This is a genomic window from Leeuwenhoekiella blandensis MED217, from assembly GCF_000152985.1.
GTDB lineage: Bacteria > Bacteroidota > Bacteroidia > Flavobacteriales > Flavobacteriaceae > Leeuwenhoekiella > Leeuwenhoekiella blandensis.
On sequence record NZ_CH672395.1, the window covers coordinates 3,090,039 to 3,107,671 of the forward strand.

Here is a 17,633-nt window from a genome sequence, read left to right on the forward strand (position 1 = left end):
AAGGCTTCAGTGGTTATTCTTTAAAGTTAGGATTTAGCAACATTAAACTGTTTCGGCAATGTTATGTTTTCTATGAATCCAGACTCCGTAGATCGCGATAAGCGTAAAACAAAGCACCGGCAGTAAGAACGAAAGGTTCATTTCAGAAAGGCCTAAAACGGTGATATCGTTAACACCAACGCCACCAAGGTCGATAATCATTCCTTGAAGTTTTGGTAAAAGCGCGCCACCTACAATGGCCATAACCAAACCTGCGGCACCAATTTTTGATTGATCTTCTTTTAAACCCTCTAAAGCGATCCCATAAATCGTAGGGAACATTACCGAAAGGAACAAGGATACCATCACTAAACTATAGAGTCCTACGGTTCCCTCTAAAATCACAGCTCCTAAGGTGAATACCCCACCAAGAGCTGAAAAATAGCTCAGGAGTTTCCCTGAACTCATAAACTTGAGCAAATAGGTACCTATAGCACGCCCCACGGTGAACAAAACAAAAGCTCCTAATTGATAATTTGCAGCGGTAGAACTGGAAATTCCTTTAGACTCGGCATATTGATAAATATAGGTCCAGCAGCCAATTTGTGCGCCCATATACAGCACCAGAGAAAGTACTCCGAGCGTATATTTCTTATTTTTAAAAAGCTCTGCAAAAGTATCTTTAACACTAGGTATTTCCCCATCTCCTTTAGCCTGAGGCATTTTATTTACGGCGATAAGAATCAAGATCGCTAAAACAACCAGACCTAAGATCACGTATGGATTACGAATTACCATAAGATCTGCAGATTTGATCAATAACTTTTGTGCTTCGGGCAGAGCCGAAAAGTTCTCAACATCATCAGACTGCAATAGATCAAGTACAAAAAACTTTGCCGCGAGTAAGCCTACGATCAACCCTACGGGATTAAAAGCCTGTGCTAAGTTCAAACGTTGGGTTGCCGTTTTTTGATCACCCATCGCTAAGATGTAAGGGTTTGCTGTAGTCTCTAAAAATGCCAGACCAAAGGTTAGAATATACAAGCCCAAACAGAAAAACCAGAAAAGTCCTGTAGTTGCTGCGGGATAAAATAATAAGGCGCCGCCGGCGTAGAGCGTGAGACCAACCAGAACTCCAGATTTGTACGAGAACTTACGTACAAATAAAGCGGCCGGAAGCGCCATGCAAAAATATCCTCCGTAAAAAGCCATCTGTACCCAGGCGGCTTGTGAATTGGACAACTCTAACACCTTTTTAAAAGCCTGAACCATAGGATCTGTAACCGCATTTGCAAAACCCCAAAGGGCAAATAACGAGGTCACCAAAATAAAAGGAAGTAGTAATTTTTTAGGTACAACCGGAGTTGCTTGCGTTTTATTCATTATAAACTATTTGAATCTGTGCTTTTTAAAATCATCGCACTACACAATCGTTGTAGTACAAGAATTCTAAATTTTAAAACTTTTTATACTTGTTTGCTTTTTAACGAAAACGATCTCGATATCGTTTTCACTAAAACGTTTTACTTTTGTAAATCTAAACGTTTTTCTTTAAATCAAAAATTAAATGTTGAAGCTTGATTTAAATATGCTGTTCTAAGATCAAAGTTCTATAGTGATCAAGGCTTGAAATAAGCATCAAAAAACAGCAAATGATACTTGATCGCATCCCGCCAAACATCCCACGTATGACCACCGGGCGTAGTTAAAAATCGGTGCGGAATATTCATATACTCCAGTTTGTTATGAAGTTTTACATTGGCATCATAAAAGAAATCTGCCGTCCCGCAACTAATTATGAGTTGTAAGGCATTGGGCGTTAACAATGATGTCATATTGATCACGCTATTGGCTTCCCAACGTTCTTGATGCGCTGCATATGTTCCCAAATATTCTGAAATTTCCCAGTTATTTGGAAAGGGTGTAATGTCTACGCCTCCACTCATACTTCCCACAGCGCCAAAAACATCCTGATGTTTAAAAGCCAGATACAACGCACCGTGACCGCCCATACTCAAGCCGGTAATGGCTCTTCCGGTTCGGTCTTTTATGGTATTGTAGGTCTTGTCTATCCACACCACTAATTCTTCAGCTACATAAGTCTCATATTGACTTTCAGGTTTTATCTCGCTGTCAAAATACCAACTGTTATAATTTCCGTCAGGACTCACAAAAATCATCTGATACGTGTCTGCCAATTCCAGCAATTGTGGAGCTCGCTTTGGCCACTCGGTATAATTTCCGGAATGGCCGTGGAGCAAATAAACCACAGGATATTCTTTTGAGGTATCGTAAGCATCTGGAGTTATAACCATTGCTTTAATGTCTTTATTCATCGCAGCGCTGTGCGTGGTAACCGTTTCTAATTTACCTGCATACGTAAGCGTAGAGATAAGCAAAAACAAAGCTAGAATGACTTCACGTATACTTCTCATACTTTTCAAATTTTCAAATTAATTCGGGAATACATCTGTTGCCTTGGCCATAGTATTCCATTCTTCTTGCATCGCTTTTAAACGCTCAGGATATTTTGCTGCGAGATTATTCATTTCTGTACGATCTTCTTTCAGATTATACAATTCCCAATCTGCATTACCGTCAAGCTTAACGAGTTTCCAATCGCCCTGACGTAAGGCTGCTGCACCAAAATGCTCCCAAAATAGCGTTTCATTAATCGGTGCTTCTTCTGTATTTGTAAAAGCCGAAACCATACTTTCTCCCATATACGGGTCGATCGTATTTCCATTGAATTCCTCCGGATAAGTCGCTCCTGAAAGCTCCAATAAGGTAGGCATAATATCAATAATATGCGCTGCCTGTGATTTCACAATGCCCTGTTCTTTGATTCCTGCCGGCCAGTGTACAATGAAAGGCGAAGTGATTCCACCTTCATAAACGCGGGCCTTCCAGTATCTAAACGGAGTGTTGGCCACATTTGCCCAAACCGGACCAATACCAGACATCACTGTTTCTGGTCCCGGAAGATGTTCTTCACTTTTCTTTACAGGATAGTGAATTTCGCGCCCATCACGTGTTTCTGAAGGACGGTCAAAACCAATGCCGTATTGTGAAGGACGCTCAGAACTTGCCCCATTGTCTGACATAAACATAATTACGGTATTATCAAGTTGGCCGGTTGCTTCCAACTTGTCAATGAGTTTCCCGATGTTTTGATCCATTCGATCAATCATTGCGGCGTGAACCGCCATCGCACGGGAATCCCAGTTTTCATTCTCATTTTCTGCCCACTTCAAGTCGGGAAACATAAACTCAGAAAGTTTGGTTGTGTCTCCTTTAAAAATACCTTTCTCAATAAGTTTTTTATAGCGTTCTTCTCTAATTTTTTGCCAGCCTTCGTCGTAGACCTGCTCATACTTCTTGATTTCTTCCTCGGGTGCCATTAAGGGCCAATGCGGTGCACAATGGGCCACATAAAGAAAAAAGGGCTTTTCTTCTCTTACAAAATGGTCAACATAAGCAACGGCAGAATCGCCGATGGCATCAGTATAGTAGAAATCTTTTGGAACCTCTTTTACCGGCTCTGTACCATTTACCAAAGCAAACGGATCAAAATAATCTACCACTCCCCAAATGTTTCCGTAGTATTTATCAAAACCACGCGCTGTAGGATAGGTATCTAAATCTGAAAACGTTTCCTTTTCTGTCTGATGATTTAACCACTCGAGCTGCTCATTTCCACCCAAATTTTCTGTTGGTGAAACGTGCCACTTCCCCACCATTCCGGTTTGATAGCCGGCAGTTTTTAAAACTTCAGCTAGGGTTACGGTTTGTTCATCAAGTCGACCTCGATATCCCGGAAGGTTACGATCCATCGTCATCTGACCTATCCCCGCCTGATGCGGATATTGCCCGGTGAGTAATGCCGCGCGAGAAGGGCAACATCTCGACGTGTTATAAAAGGCATTGAAGCGTAAGCCATTTTCTGCAAGACCATTCAAGGCCGGAGTATCTACTTCCCCACCGTAACAGCCTAGATCTGAAAAACCTAGATCGTCTGCCATAATTACTACAATATTGGGTTTTTGTGGTGTTTCTAAAGCAGTCTGATTTTCAGAAGCCGAATCATTTTTACAATTGATGAAGAAAAGTGAAAGTGTAGAAAAAAGACAAATCTTTCTACCTAATGGTTGTATCTGGTGTAACATGTTTAAAAAACTAAAACGTTTTACTTTTGTTGTAAATGTATTCTTTTCAAATCAAAAAATCAGGATTCCCGTTTTAGAAAATCCTGATTTCCAATTTTAAATGTTATGCTGAAGCCTATTCATTAAGCGCATTGATCACTTCGGTATTGATCTTATTAACGCGCTTGACATCTAACTTATCTATATCGCGATCGTAAGTCATTAAACCGTTAATCTCTCCTTCTACATCGGTAGTTTGTGTGTAGATCGCTCCAGAGAATCCGGCGCTTACAAGTTCTTTCAGCTTTTCTGCATAAGCTACATATTCATCAGTTACCTCTTTTGAGTTATTGAATTTTACATAACCCCAATTGTTTCCGGTTTTCCAAAGATGTCCTTCCAGTGGAAGTCCGATTCCTCCATACTCTCCTATTACATTCACACGATTGGCATCGTACAAATACATATTAGGCGCAGGATAATGGTGTAAATCCAGAATGTCACCGGTCTGGAAGAAATTACCTCCACTAGCAGAATTTACCAAACGAGAAGGATCATATTCATTGGTCCAATCTGTAATTTCAACAGTCTTGAATTGCCCCCAAGATTCATTAAATGGCACCCAGATCACGATACTTGGATATGAATAGAGATAATCCATTATTTCTTTCCACTCTTTACGGTAGATCGCTTCTGATTGCGCGCTGCGCTCAAACTCGTTTCCTTTATGGTAATCGCGATTTTGCCAGTCGTGCGAATTATCACCGTTAGGCATATCCTGCCAAACTAAAATACCCAAACGATCACAGTGCGTATACCAGCGTGCAGGCTCCACTTTCACGTGTTTACGTATCATATTATAACCGTATTCTTTGGTTTTTACAATATCGTATTTAAGCGCCTCATCAGTTGGTGCGGTGTATAAACCGTCAGGCCACCAACCTTGATCAAGCGGACCAAACTGAAAGTAATCCTTATTATTCAGTTGCATACGCATAATGCCTTTATCATCTCTTTTCTTAGAGATCTTACGCATTGCGAAATAACCCTCAACCGCATCCTGAGTCTTTCCGTGGTCTAGAAGTGTGATTTTAGTATCGTATAAAAACGGAGATTCTGGCGACCATAATTTAGCATCCGGAACAGCCATCACAATAGGTTCACCAACGGCTGCCTTAGTGGTTGCAAGGGTTTTATTTCCGTCAAGAATACTAACCTCAACAACATCACCGTATGTAGTTCCTGCAGCGGCCACTTCAAAAGAGATCGTGCTTTGATCAATATCTGGAGTCGTGTGTACCTCTTCGATATGCTTTTTACTCACAGGCTCTAACCAAACCGTTTGCCAAATCCCGGTTACCGGTGTGTACCAGATTCCGTCAGGATTTTTCACTTGCTTTCCTCTGGGTTGAGGACCGTCGCTGGTAGGATCCTAAACCTTAACGGTGAGCTCTTGTTTTCCGCTCTTTAAAAACGGACTAATATCAAATGAGAATGGCGTAAACCCTCCGGTATGCGAACCTATTTTCACTCCGTTCAACCAAACTTCGGTTTCCCAATCAACCGCACCAAAATGCAATACTACTTCTTTATTCTTCCAATTTGAAGGAACTGTAAATTCTCGGTTATACCATACCTCTTGATCTGCACCCACTTCTTTCATCACGCCAGAAAGACTTGACTCTACCGGAAAGGGTACCAAAATTTCTCCATCAAAACTTTTAGGAGCAGCAGCTCCTTTTTTCTGAATACTATATTCCCAAAGACCATTTAGGTTTTGCCAAGCATCACGCTCCATAATTGGCCGTGGATATTCTGGCAACACGTTATTGACATCAATTTGGGACGCCCATTTGGTTTTGATCTTGTCTCCGGCCGGTTTCCACTGTGCCGTGAGTGTCGATGTAGCAAAAGCCAAAATGGCTAAAACTTTAATTTTTTTCATCTTAAATACTAGGATTAAAATGGACGTCTCTATAAATTACAACGTTGTAATTCTGAAGAACACCATACATTTGTTTTTCAAAGTACGTTATAGAATCACCTAATTTTATCAGGATTTCGTATCAATTTGGTATTAAATTCATTCAAAATCAGCATATTTTTAAATTTCACGGGTATTGTGAGACGATATGTTGAGATGCTGAACTGTATTATTGTTTTGATAGCTGTATCTTTTAACCCATAAATATTCAGGTTTTGAAATACATTATTTATTCGCTTTTTTCACTCCTATTTTCGACGCAACTGCTCTTAGGTCAGGACTACTATTTTGAACATTACACGGTAGAAAACGGTTTGTCGCACAACACCGTTTTGTCTTCCCTTCAGGATTCTAAAGGATTTTTATGGTTTGGGACCAAAGATGGTCTCAATCGCTTTGACGGATATGCCTTCAAACGATTTCAGAATAAACCCAATGATCAAAAGCATTTATTAGGAAATTATGTAGAATCGCTTTTAGAGTACGACGGCAATATTTATGCAGGAACAGATAATGGTTTATTTAGATACGATTATAAACTTGAGAATTTCACTTTATTAGAGGGAACCGAAGACATCATCATTCAAGACCTGGAGTACGATGGCGACGGTAATATCTGGTACATTGGTAATGGTACGCTTTATAAATACGACACAGCAAACCATAAAACCTCAGACTTTCCTACCAGCAATTATTTTGTTGCGACCAAACTCTTAAAAACTCCTGATGATGGCATTATTGTTTCCAGCCTTGACGAGTTGTACCGCTATGACCCGACTGACGCGAGTTTTAAACATTTAGGCTTTCATATAGACAACATCGAGCTTTCGGCATTTAACATCAATAAATTATTGATGCTTGATGAGCGCACCATATTGATGGGTACGCACAATTTTGGAGTACTGGCTTTTGATTTAAAAACCAAAGAATCACGCCCGTTCCTTCCGGTTGAAAATCCGTTTTACATTCACGATCTGGTGCTAAAAAACGATGATGAGCTATGGGTTGCTTCAGAATCAGGAATTCATATTTTCAACATCAAAACTAAAGCTTATACCAATCTCAAAAAAAACATCAGTGACCGTTATGCGCTTTCAGACAATGCAGTCTATACGTTAACTGTAGATAATAATGGTGGCGTTTGGGCGGGAACCTATTTTGGCGGAATTAATTATTTCGCACCTGCGTATCGCTTCTTTAAAAAATACTTTCCAAAACCCGGTCAAAATGCCATCGTAGGTAATGCGGTAAGAGAAATTAAAGAGGACCAAAACGGGATGTTGTGGATAGGTACCGAAGATAACGGAATGAGTAAATACAACCCTAAAACAGACCGTTTTACCAACTTTAAGTCAAAAGAGGATGGCGGTATTTTAACGCATCACAACATACACGCTTTGATGCCTGATGGTGACCGTATTTGGGTAAGCTTTTTTGATAACGGGATTGATGTTATCGACATTAATACCAATCGCGTACTCAAACATTACCAAGTTGGTAATTTAGGGAAAGAGCGCAATAATTTTGTATTCTCCCTCATCAAGAGCAGTAGCGGTCGAATTTACGCGGCAACCGTACGGGGTGTAAAATATTATGACCCTAAAACCGATAGCTTTATCCTTTGTGATCAGTTTCCTGAAAATTATCATTATACCTCTTTTATAGAAGATCATAATGGCGTGTTATGGGCCGGATCCTATTGGGCTGGCTTGTACTACTACAATCCAAAAACCGGAGAAAAAGGCTATTATCAAGAAGAAAATGCACAAGATAAAACCATAAGTCATAATCATATTAACGGAATCTTTGAAGATGATACGCAGCGCCTATGGGTTACTACTGAAAGCGGACTCAATCTATTTAATCCACAAACCGAAACTTTTGAAACCTTCACCACAAAAGATGGATTTCCCAGTAATGTGTTTTATGCCATCGTCGAAGATGATAAGGGTAATTTATGGGCAACCACTGCCAATGGACTCACCGCTTTTGACCCGGAACTTAAAGGCATTAAAACCTTTACCAAAGCTCAGGGGCTTTTAGGAAATCAATTCAATTACAATAGTATTCATAAAGATGAACAAGGTCGCATTTACGCAGGTAGCGTTAATGGAATGATACGCTTTGATCCTGCCAGTTTTATCCAAGATGCTCATAAAGCACCCTTATATTTGACAGGCTTGCAGATCAACAATAAAGAGATCGCTGTGCAAGAAGAAGGTGATATTCTACTTGAGTCTATGGCGAGTCTTGACAAACTTGTTTTAGGGCCAGAGGACTCCTCGTTTAGTATTGATTTTGCTGCGTTAGATTATACAGCGCCAGAAATGACGCGCTATTGGTACAAACTCGATGGCTTGTCTAATGACTGGATCGATCTGGGAAATAACAACACGGTACATTTTACAAAACTGAATCCCGGCAATTACACCTTAAAAGTTAAAGCGCGTAACAGTAACGGTGTCTGGAGCGAAGAAAGCAAACCACTTGCTATAGAGATCCTGCCTCCTTTTTACCTTACCAATCTTGCTTTTGTGTGTTATGTTGTTTTTGCGATTTTAGGCATTGTAGCCGTTTTTAGAGTTTACCATTTATACCTCGCCCGTAAAAATAACCGAAGAATCAAGCAAGCCAACGACAAAAAAGAAAAAGAAGTATACCAGGCTAAAATTGAATTTTTCACCAATATCTCACACGAGATTCGCACACCACTAACGCTTATAAAAAGTCCGTTAGAGAAAATTCTTAAGTACAAAGATGCTTATCCGGAAATCGCCGATAATCTAAAAATCATGAACAAGAATACCAACCGTATTCTTAACCTGGTGAATCAGCTACTCGATTTTAGAAAGACCGAAATTGAAAATATGAGCCTCTCTTTTGTAAAGACCGATGTGAGCCAGTTGGTACACAAAACCCAAAGTCGCTTTACCGAAGCAATAGCTGATAAGGAAATGCAACTTCATCTTGATCTCGCATCTGACGTTAATGCAATTGTTGATCCTGAGGCTCTGAAAAAAATATTGAGTAACCTGATGAGTAACGCAATCAAATATGGTGAAAAGCATATTTATCTTCAACTGGAAAAGACCGAAACAGACTTTAGCATCATTGTAAAAAATGACGGATACTTGATTCCCGAGACGATGAAGCAAAAGATTTTTGAACCTTTTTATCGCTTATCTGAAGGACAAAATCAGGCAGGTACCGGGATTGGTTTGTCTCTGGCACATTCGCTTAGCGAGATGCACGACGGCAGCCTAAAACTTCAAACAAAGAACGATGGCTTAAATACTTTTGTCGTTACGCTTCCGCTGCATCAAAAGAAACATTTTGAACTCTTCGATCCTAAATCAGAAACCGAAGAACCTCTTAAAACTCCCGAAAAACCGGTTAAACCTTCCGCAGAAACAAAACCTGTGGTAATTGTAGCAGAAGATAATCAAGACCTCCGGGAATTTGTGACCAAAGAACTTCAAGAAACCTATCAGGTTTACGCCGCTCCCAATGGTGAAATAGCTTTACAATTGCTTGAAGAGCATAGTGCGCATCTGGTAATTAGTGATATTGCAATGCCTGTAAAAGACGGCTTTACCTTGTGCCGTGAAGTAAAGACCAATATAGAAACCAGTCATATCCCTGTGATTCTACTCACTTCAAAAAATGCGCTTTCGGCTAAAATTGAAGGTCTTGAGTCTGGTGCAGATGCCTATGTAGGCAAACCCTTCTCGGTAGATTTCCTAAAGAAACAAGTGGCGAACCTCATCGAGAATCGCAAGCACATTATGCAGCATTATGCGACTTCTCCTCTAGCGCATATGCGCAGTATGGCCAATACCAAAACAGACGACGCTTTCATCAAAAAACTAGATGAGACTATTGCCAATAATATGGCCGACTCTAATTTGAATGTTGAAACTCTGGCCGAAATCATGCATATGAGTCGTTCTACCTTGTATCGCAAAATTGCCGAAATCACTAATTTAAGTCCGAACGAACTCATCAATATCTCCCGCCTTAAAAAGGCCGCAGAACTGCTCAAAACCGAGAATTACAAGATTTATGAAGTTGCAGAAATCGTAGGTTATAATTCGGCTACGAGTTTTGGTCGTAACTTTCAGAAACAATTTCAAATGACGCCATCAGAATATGTTAACAGCAATCAATCTATTCTATAAAAAAAGCCCGGAAATCCGGGCTTTGTAAATGCTTTTGAGGCTTAATAACTATTCGTCTTTTTTGATAAAAATGTAATCCCGTAACTCCGACTGGCGTAAGCCTTCGATCAATTCTGCTACGGTGAGCGCATTTAATTTTGCTCCGTCGTGACTCGTGTGCGTATGATCATCCGGGAAAAACTCAGCTACTTTTTCTTTACCCATAGCTTCGTATTTCTGAGCTACCGCTTCATTTAGATTTAAGAAATGTCCGCCGGCCTGATCTACTGCTTCTTTAGCCCATTTCACATAGGATTCGGTTGGGCGTTCCACCTTTCCGTTAGGCCATTCGTTACGCGGAATCATACTCAATACGATTGGTGTAGCTCCGGCTGCTTCGGTCTCTTTGATGTATTGTTTCATATACCAGCCGTAGGTATGCACGGTTTCGATACCTGTACTATCGCGCTGGACGTCTTGAGTTTCATCACCCATCCCTTTTAGAGAACCCCGATATTTAGGCTGATCTACACGCCCGCCATCATTATGCCCAAATTGCATCAACACAAAATCTCCGGGTTCTAAACGCTCTTTCACTTCATCCCAAAGCCCTTCGTATCTAAAAGTACGGCTGCTTCTTCCGCCTCGCGCTTTATTATAAACGGTCATTCTGGTCGTGTCTACATGCTGTGAAAAATACACACCCCAACCTACTTTACCGTCCTGGCCGTTGCTGGCCACTGTAGAATCTCCGATGATGAACAAATTGCGCTTTCGCGGAAGCGTGATCTCAGGATTTTCAAGCACATATTCTTTTAACGAATTATCACTTTCCTGAAGTCCTTCTGCGATCAAAGAAGCTGCTAAAACCGCTCCTTTAGCCGAAGTATGCGTGTGGTCCCGCTTGTAAAAAAGGTTTCCGGTTACTGCATCTTCACCTTGAGCTTCCATTGCAGAAGCCATTTTATCATTAAGATTGATGAAAGTTACTCCCTCTTCTTCAGCGATTTGTTTTGCCCAACCGCCATAGCTTTTATCATTACGCGGTACTTGACCATCCTTCCAGTCATTGCGCGGAATTGGCGCCATAACTACAGGAATAGCTCCTTTAGCCTTTGCTTCGGTAACCACTTTACGAATGTACCAGCCATAACTGTGTACAACTTCATGCTCACCGGTAAGCATATTGTCTATTTCTTCAGTTTCTTCGCCGGTTCCTTTGATGGTTCCGCGTGCGCGAGAATCATCATTAAGCGCTCCGCTATCGTTATGTCCAAACTGAATCAACACATAGTCACCTTTTTGTAAACTGTCTAACACCGGCTGCCAAAGCCCTTTGCTTTGAAAGGTACGACTGCTCGTCCCACCCAAAGCGTGATTTGCTACCTTAACTTTTGTGGTATCTAAAAACTGACCAATAAAATCGCCCCAGCCCCAAAGACCGCCATCTCCTTTACCGCTTCCATTTTTAACTGTAGAATCACCCACGCAATACACGGTAGGTTGTTGCGCTTGCGCAGTGTCACAACTCGTAAAAAGTACTGCTGAAAAAAGCACTAAAAATGCTGAAAGTATTCTCATATCTATAATTATTTAAAGTCTACATCTGTTCTAAAGTCAAACCAAAGTTTCATCGAGATCCCGTCGTCACCACTTTTGATCCTAATATTTGAAGGCTGACTGCTAGGACCTTGTTGCGATAAAGGTTTAAAGGCACGTTGCCCCGGAATCTCATACATAAAAGAGATATTCCCCGGAGGAAATGAAGGCTGAAAATGACTGCCTCTAAATCCGTTTTGAGCTTCATCTGGTGTAAATAAACGCAAGAATAATTTATCGCTCTCGCTAAACACCTTAAAGCTATTGTCTCCTGCCTGAAGATTTCCAGCAAGGAAATTTGCATAAAACCCTTTAAACTCCGGGTAAATCATATTTTCAAAACTCTCTCCTGTAATGGTAGTGTTGTATTCTTTTTCCCAGATACCGTACTCAATACCTTGTAAGCGATTACGCCACGTGTGATAAGGCCCGCGACCAAATAGTGTTATGCCTTCAACGCCTTCTTCAGGAAAGTCAAAGGTGATCCCAAATTTGTCGATATCGCCTTCATAAAATGCCCCGTCAAAACCACTGTTGCGACCTGCATTTTTAAGTGCAATCATTTCCATATGTACACGGCCATCAGGATACATCGTCCAGGTAATGTGATCTATCCCACCGTTATAATCTATTCGGCAAACTGCATTCTTATCCTCCTGGGTTAAGGTAACCTTTTCTACTTCAGCTTTCATCCCAATGGGTTTGGGACCGTTTACAAAAGGAATATTCCTTTTTTGGCTGTTTACTTCTGTGATATACCCTGTTTTGGTATTCAGTTTTAAGGTGACTTTTTCACTTTTTAAAGTAACCAGATTTTCTTCTTGTGTAGCTTTCGCCGATTTCTTAACCGCTTCTTGATAGATCAACTTATCAGCAAAATAATCTGCTTTATGTATCGCCCAAGTCCAGGTATAAATCTCACGCCCATGCTGATCTGTTGCTGTAATTTCAAGCCAATCTCCTTTAAAGAAATCCGCTGCTACCGGCATTGTGATCTTTCGGGTTTCTCCGGGTACGGCATCCGGAAGATCGATCGCTCCAGAAGTTACAACCGTCGCCTTGGTATTGGGATTGTACATTGTTTCGGCTCCGGCTTCCATCACCCGATAATCCATTTTCACCGTATTCAGGTTGGTAAATAAATACGCATTGGTGACAAGGAAACTTCCGTCAAAGGTTTCTGTGATTGCTTTCGGTTTAAATTGTACAGGTGCCCAAACTTCTTTCACCGTATAAAAACTGCCTTCTTTCTCCCGATGCGGACCTAAAACACCATCGGAAGCAAGGTTGCCTTTGGAGTCAAATTTCTCTTCGCCGGTCCAGTCGGTTCTCAGCACAGCTTCATCGCTATATACCCACATAAATCCCCCGGCAAACAACGGACTTTCACTATAATGTTCCCAGAAATCTTTGAGTCCCGCTCCTATCCCGTTGTCATAAGTTCCGTGCATAAATTCGGTAGGAAAAAACACATTCTCTCCACTTCCAAAGCGATGCACACCGGTTAGATAGGTTGGATAATGATGCGTGTCCCAACCGTTATAATCAGACCACGGATGGATTACAATTCGGTTTTGCGGGTCGTGTTGTTGAAAGTCGTCGTCCAGTTCGTAGTTCCATCCGCCTTCATTTCCCTGATCCCAAATGATCACCGAAGGATGGTTTACATCACGATCTACCATTTCTTGAACCAATTGCGTTCCTGTTTTGGTATCGTACCCATTCTGCCAACCGGCGAGTTCGTCGAGCACAAAAAGTCCTAAAGAATCACAGGCTGCCAGAAAATGATCATCAGGCGGATAATGGAAACGCACTGCGTTCATATTCATATCCTTGATCAGGTTTACATCCATCACGCTGATGCGTTTACTGGTACTGCGGCCACCTTCCGGCCAAAAGCTGTGACGGTTAATTCCTTTCATCACGATCTTGGTTCCGTTCAGGTAAATACCGTCACGTTTTCTAAAATCTAAGGTTCTAAAACCAATGCGTTCTGAAACTTCATGCACGGTTTTCCCATTTTTTTGTAATTCCAGTTTCAGCGTATATAAATTAGGATTTTCAGGATCCCAAAGTTTTACGTCGCTCCATTGTGTAGCGATGGTTTGCTCTGTTTCGGCAGTTAGGTCAATGGTTTTTACCTCAAAAGTTTCATTCCCTTCTAACGGATGCAACGAGGCAAGGATTTTTAGATTTTCTGAAGGATTCACCAAATCGACAACAGCTTTTAGACTGCCATCCATTTGCGCATCAACTGCAATATGATCAATATGTGTTTGTGGTTTTACCTCGAGCCAAACCGGGCGATAAATCCCGCCAAACAGCCACCAATCGGCCTTTCGCTCTGCGTTATTAACGCTTCCAATTTCTGAGTGTTTCCAAACGTGAACCTCTAAGATATTCTCTTCTCCAAACTTCAGAAACTCTGTAATATCATATTCAAACTCATAGAAACCTCCGTGATGTTTAGGTCCCACGACTTCTCCATTCACTTTCACTTCGGTATCGGTCATCACACCTCCAAAATGAATAGTAACAAGCTGTCCTTTTGCTGAAGCCGGCATTTCAAAATCAAGCTTATAAAAACCTTCTTCTTTACTCGGTTCATCTTGCTCCAATTCTTTATACCACCTACCGTAAGTATACTCACCAAACCCTTGTAATTCCCATTGTGAGGGAACTTCTATGGTAGACCATTTACCGCTGTTATTACCTTCAGAAACTTTAAAATCCCAGGTTTTAGGATGTTCAAAATCGGGACCCGAAAGCATTATTTTATCGGTTTGCTGAGCAAAAACAAAGGTGCTCGTCGCCAGTAAAAAGATAGAAAATAAGCGTGTTTTTAAATTCATAAAGTGGTTATTAGATTTTTAATTTCCGTCAGGTTTTAAAGCTTCAAACAAGCTGCTGAAGGGTATGGTATACGTTTCTGGACTGTTGGGTCTTTTAGGATTGTATTTTGGGGTATCTTCTGCGATATAATTTTTCAATTCTGAATCACTCGCTCTTAGTCCACTCACAACCGCAAGGGCAACTTCATTAGCGCCAAAATTGCTAAAATGCGTATTATCTTCAAGTTCATCACTTTGCCCCGGAAACATATTTGCAGCATACTGTACAAAGGCTTTTCTAGATAATTGTGGCCCCCAGGATTCATACATTTTGGTGGTCATTTTTGTAAGATCTATCAACGTGACCGCTTCCTTTTTGGCTACTTTTCGCATAGCATCGGGAAATTCGCCGTGCGTAGGCGCTAATTCTTTACCGTCAAAAGCTCTGCGCTGTGTGGGTGTGATAAGTATAGGAATACCTCCTTTTTCTTTAATGCGCTGAATAAAATCGGTCATTATTTCGGTATAAAGACCATAGGCACCACCACCCTCGCCCTTGATCTTTTCATCATTATGACCAAACTCGATGATCACAAAATCATCAGCTTTCAACTGGCTCAAGACCTTATCGATTCGACTTCCTCTAAAAGATGCCAGTGAAGCACCCGAAGAAGCTTGATTGGCAACAGCGATCTCCTCGTTTAAATAGGCCGTTATAAATTGCCCCCAAGATGCCCAAGGCTCCAGATCTTGATCTGTCACGGTAGAATCTCCTACCAAAAATAAAGTTCTGGCATCTGCACTTTCAATAGTAACAGACTGTACCGTACTTGTTCCCAAAAACTCTAAAGTGAGTTTGTGATCCCAATCTAATTTTACGAGTTCGCGGTCTTTCAGTTTTACTTTCTTCCCGGTTTCAATGATCGGGTTAAAAGCACTTACGATAAACGACTGCGTAACCTCATCTTTAGTAGTTATCTGTTCCTGCGGAATAAATAAGCGCTTAGATTCTGCTTTTACCGTCATTTCGGTATTTTTTCCTGATAAAGTTACGGTAACCTTATAATTTCCTTCAGGAAGAGCTACCGAAAAGTAAACAGGAATACCCGCTGTAAAACCTTGCTCCTGCATAGCTACGCGATAGGCGGTACCAAAATCAAAGCCATAGCGCATATCTGAATTAAAGGGCAAAGCCGTTCCTACATAAGTTGCTTCAGGCAGGTGTTGCTCTTGGCCAAAATCAAAAACCTTTTTGATCTGTTGTGCCTGTACGTTTATTTGTAAACTCAAGAACACCATTACTATAAGGAACCTGTTTATCTTTTTCATCTTTTATAATTTATGCATTGTAGGCTGCGGCCAATCATCTGTTCTATAGGGTGATGCCGGTAAATCGTGAGCATTAAACAAAAGTACTTCAGGGCTGTTTTTCCAACCGAACCTCACAGCCTTAGGTTGCTCCACCGCTTTGCTAAAGACAACTAGATGATCATTTTCTATTTGCGCTTCGGCCTTATAAAAAACACCATCGGCACCTGCAATCTCAAGGTCTTTTAAGGCATCTCCTTTAATATTCAGCCCATTACTGTGCTTAAAATAGATTTCGATCACTGCATCTTTGATCAAGTAATGATCATAAAGCGGGCCAGAAAACGCGATATTCTTGGAGTAGGTATTGGCTAACGCCCAAGAGGCAAGCCGTTTACCTATAGGTTTTTTATTGCGGGGATGTATATCTTTTGGGTTGCCGTGATCTGCGCTTACGACCATTCCGCTATTTGGAATACGGTTTAAGGCCAGAAGTTGAGCTTCTCGTATTTCAGGAGTCTGCCCATGATGCGGTGCGATTTGCACATAGTAAAACGGAAAATCTCCTTGCTCCCACAGGTCTCGCCAATTTTTTACCATTGCCGGAAATAAACTGCGGTATTGATAGGCGCGATCTGCGTTGCTTTCGCCCTGATACCAAATAGCACCTTTAATTTTATAGTTCAAAAGCGGATGAATCATCGCATTATACAAGACGTAGGGAGCTTTATTTGCTTCTGCTTTTTTGGGTTTTTCAGGTGGCGTTGTCCCTGCTTGTTGTGCGCTATTGTACGCTGCTAAAGCTTGTTTATATGCGTGTTGCTTCAGCTCCTCTCTGTCTAAAATAGGCTGAAAATCTGGGTGCTGCTCCAACACCTCTTTTTGCATCCAGGATTCTACTTTTGTACCACCCCAAGACGAACTGATCAAACCTACAGGTACCTCAAGATCTTCAAGAAGATCACGCCCAAAAAAATAAGCTACAGCTGAAAAATCTGCAGCAGTTTCTGGAGTGCACTGTTGCCAATGTCCCTTAACATCAAGAAGCGGTTCTTGTGCTGCTGCAGTAGCCACTGTAAATAGTCTAAGATTGGGCAATTGAGCTTGAGCGATTTCCTTTTCAGAATCAATAATCCCGGTGCGCCAGGAGCTTCGTGCATCTTTCCCTAGAGGAAAAAACATATTAGACTGCCCTGAGCATAGCCAGACTTCTCCCAGCATCACGTCTTGCAATTCGATGCTATCTTCACCCGAAATTTTGATTGAATATGGTCCGCCAGCTGTAACCGTAGCCACATTTACAGACCAGTTTCCTGAATTATCTGCGGTGGCCTCCAACGCCTCTGCCTGCCAACCAACCTGAATCTGGATTTTTTGGTTAGGAGCGCTCCATCCCCATAAGGTAACGTTTGCGTTCTGCTGCAAAACCATATGATCCCCAACTAATGCGGGAAGTCGCAGCTGTGCGCTAGCAAAACAGCAAATAAAAAAACAAGAAGCAACGAGTACAAGTCGTAATTTTTGGCAAAAATGCATCATACAAATTGATAATTCTGCCTAAAAATACAATGCCCTTTTAAGTAAGGCATCCTGTACTGTTCTGATAAGCGTATTGATTACAGTTATTTAA

General features: G+C 41.3%; 10 protein-coding genes. 1 reads left to right on the forward strand and 9 read right to left on the reverse strand.

The window, feature by feature from the left end:
* Window positions 1-42 precede the first annotated feature (42 nt).
* The 5 genes from fucP to MED217_RS19255 form a co-directional block, all read right to left on the reverse strand.
* Window positions 43-1,362 carry an L-fucose:H+ symporter permease gene (gene fucP / locus MED217_RS13160; RefSeq protein WP_009781028.1) on the reverse strand — a complete coding sequence of 440 codons (1,320 nt, stop codon included), beginning with the start codon at window positions 1,360-1,362 and terminating at the stop codon, window positions 43-45.
* A 236-nt stretch (window positions 1,363-1,598) separates the two neighbouring features.
* Window positions 1,599-2,414, reverse strand: coding sequence for an alpha/beta hydrolase (locus MED217_RS13170; RefSeq protein ID WP_009781030.1), 816 nt, complete (start codon window positions 2,412-2,414; stop codon window positions 1,599-1,601).
* 18 nt (window positions 2,415-2,432) lie between these two features.
* Window positions 2,433-4,145: an arylsulfatase gene (locus MED217_RS13175; RefSeq protein ID WP_009781031.1), complete on the reverse strand. Its 1,713-nt coding sequence runs from the start codon at window positions 4,143-4,145 to the stop codon at window positions 2,433-2,435.
* Window positions 4,146-4,260: 115 nt separating this feature from the next.
* On the reverse strand, window positions 4,261-5,517 hold the full coding sequence (locus MED217_RS13180) for a glycoside hydrolase family 2 protein (RefSeq protein WP_009781033.1): 1,257 nt from the start codon (window positions 5,515-5,517) through the stop codon (window positions 4,261-4,263).
* Between the two features lie 39 nt (window positions 5,518-5,556).
* Window positions 5,557-6,069 carry a sugar-binding domain-containing protein gene (locus tag MED217_RS19255; protein ID WP_009781034.1) on the reverse strand — a complete coding sequence of 171 codons (513 nt, stop codon included), beginning with the start codon at window positions 6,067-6,069 and terminating at the stop codon, window positions 5,557-5,559.
* Window positions 6,070-6,323: 254 nt separating this feature from the next.
* Between MED217_RS19255 and MED217_RS13185 the strand changes: the two genes are divergently transcribed.
* Window positions 6,324-10,286, forward strand: a complete 3,963-nt coding sequence (locus MED217_RS13185) for a hybrid sensor histidine kinase/response regulator transcription factor (RefSeq protein ID WP_009781035.1) — start codon at window positions 6,324-6,326, stop codon at window positions 10,284-10,286.
* 48 nt (window positions 10,287-10,334) lie between these two features.
* Here the strand turns inward: MED217_RS13185 and MED217_RS13190 are convergent, their stop codons facing one another.
* The 4 genes from MED217_RS13190 to MED217_RS13205 are packed head-to-tail and all read right to left on the reverse strand — an operon-like array spanning window position 10,335 to window position 17,542.
* Window positions 10,335-11,846 carry a rhamnogalacturonan acetylesterase gene (locus tag MED217_RS13190; protein ID WP_009781036.1) on the reverse strand — a complete coding sequence of 504 codons (1,512 nt, stop codon included), beginning with the start codon at window positions 11,844-11,846 and terminating at the stop codon, window positions 10,335-10,337.
* Between the two features lie 8 nt (window positions 11,847-11,854).
* Window positions 11,855-14,716, reverse strand: coding sequence for a glycoside hydrolase family 2 TIM barrel-domain containing protein (locus MED217_RS13195; RefSeq protein WP_009781037.1), 2,862 nt, complete (start codon window positions 14,714-14,716; stop codon window positions 11,855-11,857).
* 18 nt (window positions 14,717-14,734) lie between these two features.
* Entirely contained in the window at window positions 14,735-16,024 is a 1,290-nt protein-coding gene (locus tag MED217_RS13200) for a rhamnogalacturonan acetylesterase (protein WP_040532839.1), read from the reverse strand.
* Between the two features lie 3 nt (window positions 16,025-16,027).
* Window positions 16,028-17,542, reverse strand: coding sequence for a sialate O-acetylesterase (locus tag MED217_RS13205; protein WP_009781039.1), 1,515 nt, complete (start codon window positions 17,540-17,542; stop codon window positions 16,028-16,030).
* Window positions 17,543-17,633: the final 91 nt, after the last annotated feature.

Coding starts and splice junctions, on each gene's coding strand:
- MED217_RS19255 (WP_009781034.1), bottom strand. CDS start 6,069: ATGAAAAAAATTAAAGTTTTAGCCATTTTGGCTTTTGCTACATCGACA.
- MED217_RS13170 (WP_009781030.1), bottom strand. CDS start 2,414: ATGAGAAGTATACGTGAAGTCATTCTAGCTTTGTTTTTGCTTATCTCT.
- MED217_RS13200 (WP_040532839.1), bottom strand. CDS start 16,024: ATGAAAAAGATAAACAGGTTCCTTATAGTAATGGTGTTCTTGAGTTTA.
- MED217_RS13205 (WP_009781039.1), bottom strand. CDS start 17,542: ATGATGCATTTTTGCCAAAAATTACGACTTGTACTCGTTGCTTCTTGT.
- MED217_RS13175 (WP_009781031.1), bottom strand. CDS start 4,145: ATGTTACACCAGATACAACCATTAGGTAGAAAGATTTGTCTTTTTTCT.
- MED217_RS13195 (WP_009781037.1), bottom strand. CDS start 14,716: ATGAATTTAAAAACACGCTTATTTTCTATCTTTTTACTGGCGACGAGC.
- MED217_RS13190 (WP_009781036.1), bottom strand. CDS start 11,846: ATGAGAATACTTTCAGCATTTTTAGTGCTTTTTTCAGCAGTACTTTTT.
- fucP (WP_009781028.1), bottom strand. CDS start 1,362: ATGAATAAAACGCAAGCAACTCCGGTTGTACCTAAAAAATTACTACTT.